The 7,805-nt window shown below is 68.3% G+C and carries 7 protein-coding genes; 1 reads left to right on the forward strand and 6 read right to left on the reverse strand.

Features of this window, described 5'->3' with window-relative positions:
* Positions 1 to 16: 16 nt before the first annotated feature.
* From AB0H36_RS43200 to AB0H36_RS43215, 4 genes are read right to left on the reverse strand one after another with little or no spacing between them, the layout of a single operon-like run.
* The gene (locus AB0H36_RS43200; RefSeq protein WP_360537090.1) at positions 17 to 874 is read right to left on the reverse strand and encodes a MaoC/PaaZ C-terminal domain-containing protein; all 858 of its coding nucleotides are present in this window, start codon (positions 872 to 874) and stop codon (positions 17 to 19) included.
* Between the two features lies 1 nt (position 875).
* Complete coding sequence (locus tag AB0H36_RS43205) at positions 876 to 2,222, reverse strand: 3-oxoacyl-ACP reductase (protein WP_360537092.1); 1,347 nt, start codon at positions 2,220 to 2,222, stop codon at positions 876 to 878.
* A 17-nt stretch (positions 2,223 to 2,239) separates the two neighbouring features.
* The gene (locus AB0H36_RS43210) at positions 2,240 to 3,517 is read right to left on the reverse strand and encodes an acetyl-CoA C-acetyltransferase (protein WP_360537094.1); all 1,278 of its coding nucleotides are present in this window, start codon (positions 3,515 to 3,517) and stop codon (positions 2,240 to 2,242) included.
* The gene (locus AB0H36_RS43215) at positions 3,514 to 4,239 is read right to left on the reverse strand and encodes a TetR/AcrR family transcriptional regulator (protein ID WP_360537096.1); all 726 of its coding nucleotides are present in this window, start codon (positions 4,237 to 4,239) and stop codon (positions 3,514 to 3,516) included. The genes AB0H36_RS43210 and AB0H36_RS43215 overlap by 4 nt, the downstream gene beginning before the upstream one ends.
* A 95-nt stretch (positions 4,240 to 4,334) precedes the next feature.
* Here AB0H36_RS43215 and AB0H36_RS43220 point away from each other — a divergent pair, with 95 nt between their 5' ends.
* On the forward strand, positions 4,335 to 5,654 hold the full coding sequence (locus AB0H36_RS43220; RefSeq protein ID WP_360537098.1) for an acyl-CoA dehydrogenase family protein: 1,320 nt from the start codon (positions 4,335 to 4,337) through the stop codon (positions 5,652 to 5,654).
* Between the two features lie 12 nt (positions 5,655 to 5,666).
* Here the strand turns inward: AB0H36_RS43220 and AB0H36_RS43225 are convergent, their stop codons facing one another.
* The gene (locus AB0H36_RS43225; RefSeq protein ID WP_360537100.1) at positions 5,667 to 6,905 is read right to left on the reverse strand and encodes a site-specific integrase; all 1,239 of its coding nucleotides are present in this window, start codon (positions 6,903 to 6,905) and stop codon (positions 5,667 to 5,669) included.
* A 394-nt stretch (positions 6,906 to 7,299) separates the two neighbouring features.
* A partial coding sequence (locus tag AB0H36_RS43230; RefSeq protein ID WP_360537102.1) for a fumarylacetoacetate hydrolase family protein occupies positions 7,300 to 7,805 on the reverse strand: 506 nt, incomplete at its 5' end.

Genomic DNA, 7,805 nt, shown 5'->3' on the forward strand with positions numbered 1-7,805 from the left:
GTCGAGGAGGTGGCGGTCAGTGGGCTTGGAGCTGGCCGATGAGGTGGGTGAGCTCGCGGCGTTCGTCGTACACGGCGAAGTCGGTGGTCTCGCCGGATGTCTTGTACCCGAACTCGACCCGGGACGGGAGCAGCAGCGGCTTGCGGAAGTCGACGCGGACCGTGAAGGCGTCCGGAAGCTTGGTACTGCGCTGGATCGAGGCGAGCGACGCCGCCTTGGCCCACATGCCGTGCGCGATCTGCCGCGGGAACCCGAACGCCTGAGCGGTCAGCTTGAACAGGTGGATCGGGTTCCGGTCGCCGGACGCGGCGGCGTACCGGCGGCCGAGGTTGCCGCGCAGGTCCCACCAGGCCGTGGGGTCGACCGACGGGTCCGGCAGCAGGTCGACGTGCGCGTGCTCGGTCCCGGGGGAGCGGCTGAGCAGCGTGGTCAGGTCGGTCCACACCACCTCGCCGTCGACGCTGACCTCGCTGACGATGTCGAACATCGTGCCCTTCGGGTGCGGGCGTTCCGCCGTGCTGTGCACCCGGATGGACGGCTCGGCGTGGATCGGGATCGGCTGCAGCTGGCTGATCGTGTTCGACAGGTGCACGATCCCCATCGGCTTGTAGGGGAACGAGGGGTCGGACATCAGGTCGAGATGCAGCGGGAACGCGAGCACGTGCGGGTACGTCACCGGCAGCGCCGGGCCGGCGGTGAAGCCGGTGACCTCCCGGTACGCCGTCAGGTGGTCCTGGTCGATGGCGGACCGGGGCAGCTCGAGCGTGAGGCCGTCGGCGTCGGGCTCGTAGTCCGCGCGTCGCAGCGTGGCCCGCACGGTCCTGGCGTAGAGCGCGCCGAAGCCGGGCGTGTCGTCGTACTTGCGAGTTGTCATCTCACGCACCCAGCATGCTCTGGCCGCAGACCCGGACCACGTTGCCGGTCACGCCGGCTGAGGCTGGATCGGCGAACCAGGCGATCGTCTCGGCCACGTCGATCGGCAGCCCGCCCTGCTGCAGCGAGTTGATCCGGCGGCCGACCTCGCGGATCGTGAACGGGACCTTCGCGGTCATCTCGGTCTCGATGAAACCGGGTGCGACCGCGTTGATGCGGATGTTGCGGTCGGTGAGCTTCGGCGCGAGCGCCTGGACCAGGCCGATCACGCCGGCCTTGGAGGTCGCGTAGTTCGTCTGGCCGTTGTTCCCCGCGATTCCGGCGATCGATGCGACTCCGATGATCGAGCCGCCGTCCCGGAGCGTGCCGGACTCGAGGAGATGGGCCGTGATCCGCTCCGGCGCCCGCAGGTTCACGTCGAGTACGGCGTCCCACGCGTCGGTGCGCATGTTCGCCAGCCGCTTGTCCCGGGTGATGCCCGCGTTGTGGACGACGATGTCGAGACCGCCGTACTGCTCCTGGGCGTGCGCTGCGATCCGCTGCGGGGAGTCGACCGCGGTCACGTCGAGCAGCAGCTCACTCCCGCCGATCCGGGAGATCACCTTGCGCAAGGCATCCGCGTTCTGCGGTACGTCGACGCCGATCACAGTGGCGCCGTCCCGAGCCAGCGTGTCGGCGATCGCCGCGCCGATCCCGCGGGCCGCGCCGGTCACCAGAGCGATCCTGCCGCTCAGCGGGTGGTCGGGGTCGTTGCTGACCAGCGGGCCGGTCCCGATCCGCGCGACCTGTCCGTCGACGTACGCCGACTTGGGGGAGAGGAAGAAGCGGAGGGTCGAGTCCAGCTGCTCGTGGGCGTCCGGAGCGACGTACACCAGATTGACTGTCGCGCCGCGCTTCACCTCCTTGCCGAGGCTGCGGGTGAAGCCCTCGAGCGCACGCTGCGCGATCTGCTGCTCCGCCGACTGCGCGAGCTCCGGCGTCCGGCCGATCACGATCACCCGGCCGGCCGGGGCCAGCTGGCGGATGACGGGGGAGAAGAAGCGCTGCAGGCTGGTCAGCTCGGTGGTCGAGGTTGCGCCGGTCGCGTCGAAGACCAGCGCCTTCGGCCTGATCTCACTCGATGCGACCCCCTCGGTCGCCGTACTGAAGGAGGCGCCGATGTCCCGGAGCAGGGCCTGGATCGCCTTGCCGGTGTCGGACTCGGAGATCGCGCCGAACACCACCGGTCCGTCGATCACCGGCGAGCCCTCGCGCCAGCGGGGCAGCGGAGTCGGGTCGGGCAGACCCAGGTTCTTCACCAGGGTCTGGCCGAGCGGCGTCCGGGTGAAGGTCTGGTAGCGGTCCGTCATCTGTCAGCTCTCCCACTTCACTTCTCGAGGATGGCGACGACGCCCTGGCCGCCGGCGGCGCAGATCGAGATCAGGCCCCGGCCGCCGCCGTTCTCGTCCAGCTGCTTGGCCAGCGCGGCGACGATCCGGCCGCCGGTCGCCGCGAACGGGTGGCCCGCGGCCAGCGAGCTGCCGTTCACGTTCAGCTTGGCGCGGTCGATCTCGCCCAGCGGCGCGTCCAGGCCGAGCCGCTCCTTGCAGAAGATCGGATCCTCCCACGCCTTCAGGGTGGCCAGCACCTGGGAGGCGAACGCCTCGTGGATCTCGTAGTAGTCGAAGTCCTGGAGGCTCACCCCGGCGCGGTGGAGCATGCGCGGTACGGCGTACGCGGGAGCCATCAGCAGCCCCTCGGCACCCTTCACGTAGTCGACTGCGGCCGTCTGCGCGTGCGTCAGATAGGCGAGCGGCCGCAGCCCGTGCTGCTCGGCCCACTCGTCGGTGGACAGCAGTACGGCGGACGCGCCGTCGGTCAGCGGGGTCGAGTTGCCGGCCGTCATGGTCGCGGTCTCGCCCTTGCCGTAGACGGTCTTGAGCTTCGCCAGCTTCTCCAGCGTGGTGTCAGGCCTCAGGTTCTGGTCCTTCTCCAGGCCCAGGTACGGCGTGATCAGGTCCTGCTGGAAGCCGCGGTCGTAGCTGGCGGCGAGGTTCATGTGGGAGCGGTAGGCGAGCTCGTCCTGCGCCTCGCGGGTGATACCCCACTCCAGCGCGGTCAGCGCCGCGTGGTCACCCATCGACTTCCGCGTCCGCGGCTCGGCGTTGCGCGGGATCTCCGGTACGACGTCCTTCGGGCGGACCCGCGCGAGCACCTTGAGGCGGTCCTGGAAGGTCTTGGCCCGGTTCAGGTCGAGCAGGATGTTGCGGAGTCGGTCGTTGACCGCGACCGGCGCGTCGGACGCGGTGTCCACGCCGCCCGCGATGCCGGCGTCGATCTGGCCGAGCGCGATCTTGTTGCCGACCAGGATCGCGGCCTCGAGGCCGGTCCCGCAGGCCTGCTGGATGTCGTACGTCGGGGTGGTCGGTGCCAGCTTGGAGCCGAGGACGACCTCGCGGACCATGTTCCAGTCGCGGGCGTGCTTCAGCACGGCGCCGGCGACCACCTCACCGAGCTCCTGGCCGCCCAGCCCGGCCCGGTCGACCAGGCCGTTGACCGCTGCGGTGAGCATGTCGGAGTTGGAGGCGTGCCGGTACGTCTTGTCCTGCCGGGCGAACGGGATCCTGTTCCCGGCGACGACGGCCACCTTGCGGGTCTCGGTCACGATTTCTCTCCTGCTCTGCTGGAGCGCTTGGGTAGTGCCTTACGACCTACTGCGGTTGCGAGCGTGGCGGTGATCGCGGTCGCCCGGACGGTGGCGACATCGGCATGATGCACAACAGGGTGGCCGGGCTGCCCGCTCGACACGATCAGGCCGACCCTTGCCATGTGCAACGACCCGAGCGTCTGGGTGTAGAGGTGGTTGGCCAGGTAGTCGGTGTCGACCTCGTCGAAGACTCCGGACCGCTGGCCGGCCGCGAGGATCTTCGCGATCCGCTCCAGCGCGGCGGCCATCGCCGTACCGAGCTTGGTCATGACCGGCTCGGTGATCTCGCCGAAGAGCTGGTCGCCGGTCCTTCGCAGCAGGCTCATCGCGCAGTCGGTGAACGCCGGGTACTCGAGGCAGAAGTCGACGAAGACCTCGCTGAGACTTCTGAGCCGGTTGAGTGGCGCTTTCCGGGGACTGTCGGTGGTCTTCAGGCGCTCGTCGAGCTCGCCGAGGTAGTCCACGAGGGTGAGCGCGAACAACTCTTCCTTGCCGGCGAAGTGCCGGTAGATCAACGCCTTGTTGATGCCGACCCGCTTGGCGATATCGTCGATCTGGGCGTCGATCGTGCCGCGCTCGTCGAACAGCTCGCGGGTGGCGCGGATGATGTCCCGCTCCCGGTCGCGGCGACGCTCCGCCGTGGTCCGGCGGCGTCCGATCGCGAGCAGCGCGGAGCTCATGGATCGATCTTAGCCACAGTGGTACCCCCTGGTGCAAACGACAGTTACACTCGTGGGTAACATCTGGCCGCTGTCCCTGCCCTGTGAGGATGTTGATGACTGACCCGAAGACCCCGTCCGCGGTTTCGTCGGACGTGATGACGCTGGCCGGTGAGCTCGGCGCCGAGCGCTCCAAGCCGGACTGGAACACCTTCTCGCTCGCCCTGAACCAGGAGCAGCGGGAGATCCGCGACTGGGCCCACACCTTCGCCGCCGACGTGATCCGCCCGGCCGCCGCGGAGTGGGACGAGCGCGAGGAGACCCCGTGGCCGGTCATCCAGGAAGCCGCCAAGATCGGGCTGTACGGCCTGGACGCCAACGTGAACCTGTTCGTGGACCCGTCCGGGCTGCTGATGCCGCTGGTCCACGAGGAGCTGTTCTGGGGTGACGCCGGCATCGCGATGTCGCTGAAGGGCACCGGGCTGGCGTCGTCCGCGATCTTCTCCAACGGCACGCCCGAGCAGTGGAGCCAGTGGATGGGGCGGTGCTACGGCACGCCGGACGACGTACGCGTGGCCGCCTTCTGCTCCTCCGAGCCGGGGGCCGGGTCGGACGTGTCCGCGATCCGTACGCGGGCGACGTACGACGCCGCTTCTGACGAGTGGGTGATCAACGGGCAGAAGGCGTGGGCGACGAACGGCGGGATCGCGGACATCCACGTGGTGGTCGCGACGGTCGATCCGGCGCTCGGGACGAAGGGGCAGGCGGCTTTCGTCGTACCCAAGTCCGAGGTGCGCGGTCTTCAGATGGGCACCAAGCTGCGCAAGCACGGTCTGCGGGCGTCGCACACCGCGGACGTCTTCTTCGACAACGTCCGGATCCCGGCCGGCAACGTGCTCGGCGGCAAGGAGAAGCTCGACGAGCGCCTCGCCCGCGCCCGCTCCGCCTCGTCCGGCGACCGCAACGCCTCGATGGCCACCTTCGAGATGACCCGCCACATCGTCGGCGCCCAGGCCATCGGCATCGCCCGGGCGGCGTACGAAGTGGCGCTGGAGTACGCCAAGAGCCGCGAACAGTTCGGGCGCCCGATCATCGACAACCAGGGCATCGCCTTCAAACTCGCCGACATGGCCATGGAGATCGACGCCGCCCGGCTGCTCGTCTGGCGCGCCGCCAACATGTCCGCCGCCCTGATGCGCGGCGAAACCCCCGACTACCGCCACGGCGAAGGCTCAATGGCCAAACTGAAGGCCGGCGAGGTCGCCGTCCGCGTCACCGAAGAAGCCATCCAAATCCTCGGCGGCAACGGCTACACCCGCGAGTACCCCGTAGAACGCATGCACCGAGACGCCAAGATCTACACCATCTTCGAAGGCACCTCCGAAATCCAGCGCCTGGTGATCGCCCGAGCCATCTCCGGGATGCGCATCCGCTGACGTTTCCGCAGGTCAGAGGTCGATTGCAGGACCTTCAGGGTGTGGGCCGCCGTCTGGCTCCCAGTAGGTAGTAGGGGAGTCGCCGGCGGCCTGTTCCGTCACAGTTCCGTGAGAGAAGGTGGAGAAGAGGCGAGCCAGGCGGGCGTCCACTGCCTTCCTCGCCCGCTCATGCGAGGACGGAAGCATGTGGGTGTACAAGCGGAGGGTGAAGCCCGGGTCTCCGTGACCGAGGTACTCCGCAAGCTCCTTGATGTTGACACCGTCGGCCAGAGTGATGCTCGCGTAGTAGTGCCGCAGCGCGTGCATGCCGGTGTCGCGACTCGTCTTGTACTGCCTCCGGCCGCGGACGTCTTTCCCTGGCATCGGGATCACGCCCGCCTGGGCGAGCGCCGCCTTCCAGACCAGCTCGTCGTACGTGCGAGCGCGGATGTGCTTGTCGTCCGTCCACCGGAACAGGAGCTGGACTGTAAGCGGCTTCCCATCGAGCTTCTCCCACGGCTGGGTGTATGGCCGCGGTGTCGTCGCCTCGATGTGCTGTTTGAGTGTCAGGGCCGTCCCCTCCGACATCGGCACCGTCCGCTCGGTGTCGTTCTTGGGCAGGGCGAACACGAAGTCGCTGCCCAGCTTCTTCACCTGCCGCCGCACGTTGATCACCATCTCGTCGAAGTCGACATCCTCCTCAGCGAGCCCGAAGAGCTCGCCTTGGCGTAGTCCAGATGCTGCGCCGACGGACGCGATCGGCCGGTACAGCGGCGGATGACATTCGACGACCCGGAACACGGTCTCGTCGCTCCACGCGACGACTCTGCCGCTCTTCTCCGCAGGGACCGTCACAATCCGCGCCTTGGCCGGATTCCGTTTGATCGACTCGTCGTCGACGGCGACCTCCAGGGTCCCGTGCAGCACGATGAACGCCGTGCGCGCGGTCGACGATCCGAATCGCGCATCCAGGTCCGCGAGCCAACCGGCGATCTCAGACGGCTTGATGCTCCTCAACTGCCGCTTCCCAAAGACCGGCGCAACATGCAGCCGCAGCGAAGACTCGTACCTGATCACGCTCGCCGGGTCCACGACCCGCGACTTCAGCCATCGCTCGGCCACCACCTCGAACCGAACCTTGCCGGCGTTCGGATCGATGTACTCACCACGTGCCCTGTCGGTCTCCATGGCAGCCGCATGCCGCTCGGCGGCCACCTTGGTGCTGAACACCTTCGTCCGCTCGTTTCCCTCCGGATCCAGCCACCCCGCCATCCACCGCTTCCCCCGCCCCCACCTCCTACTCTGCTCCCGCCGAACCGTCCCATCGGCCTGCATCACCGGATGAGTCCAGAGATCCTTCGCATACGCCATCGCCCTCACACCCTCACGCACTGCCGAACCTCAGGTTCAACGTCTGGGCGACTCACGCAGAGCTGTGACGACGTCGAGAGGACTGTCGATTGATGGTCGACCCCTTGGTCGACTTTGCCTTTATCGCATGCGTCGGGGTCGCAGATAGGGGCGCGCCTCGAACCCCGTAACCGCTGAATTCCAACGGAGACTGATCGAAGGTTGCCGCTGGCCCGCAAATGTTGCCGGTGACCTGCGGTTTCTCGAAGTCGGAGTGTGCGTCGACTCGCGTGCCTGCGCAATGCTGCACGCTGATTCAGGTGCGCAAAGGGTGTGCAGCCTGGTTGGGTCTGCTGCACGAATAGGTGACAGCTAGGGTTCCGCGCCAACGCCTTTCGGCGCTCGGCGCGTACCTCGGTGGCGTGGATGGCCGGCAGGCTTGGTCGGTCCGCGCCGACGACTCCACGGGCCCGCGCCCTGTTCCAACAGCCTGGGGACCACGTTCCGGCGAGGCCGTCGTCAGTAGGTCACGGGTGACCCGCGGCTGGTACCGGTCGGGCGAGGTCGCTGAGCCGAGCGTGACGACGGGATTGGTCAGCGTTCCGATGGCGGGCACGATGACCCGGCTGACGCCGCCTGGGCGCAGCCGCCTGCTGGGACCGGCGGCGCCGCAGAGGACGACGTCGCCGGGATGCAACGTCATCACGGCGGAGAGATACACCAGTACGTCGGCGACTCCTCGGGCCAGTCCGGCCGTGCTCGCCTGCGGGCCGAGACCGGTGTCGTCGCCGAGTTGGACCGCGACGTCGCTCGGATCGAGAT

The sequence above is a fragment of the Kribbella sp. NPDC050820 genome, from assembly GCF_040653975.1.
GTDB lineage: Bacteria > Actinomycetota > Actinomycetes > Propionibacteriales > Kribbellaceae > Kribbella.

Excerpts from the sequence above, each read along its gene's own strand:
- AB0H36_RS43225 (WP_360537100.1), bottom strand. The coding sequence starts at position 6,905 with ATGGCGGGGTGGCTGGATCCGGAGGGAAACGAGCGGACGAAGGTGTTC.
- AB0H36_RS43200 (WP_360537090.1), bottom strand. The coding sequence starts at position 874 with ATGACAACTCGCAAGTACGACGACACGCCCGGCTTCGGCGCGCTCTAC.
- AB0H36_RS43220 (WP_360537098.1), top strand. The coding sequence starts at position 4,335 with ATGACTGACCCGAAGACCCCGTCCGCGGTTTCGTCGGACGTGATGACG.
- AB0H36_RS43215 (WP_360537096.1), bottom strand. The coding sequence starts at position 4,239 with ATGAGCTCCGCGCTGCTCGCGATCGGACGCCGCCGGACCACGGCGGAG.
- AB0H36_RS43205 (WP_360537092.1), bottom strand. The coding sequence starts at position 2,222 with ATGACGGACCGCTACCAGACCTTCACCCGGACGCCGCTCGGCCAGACC.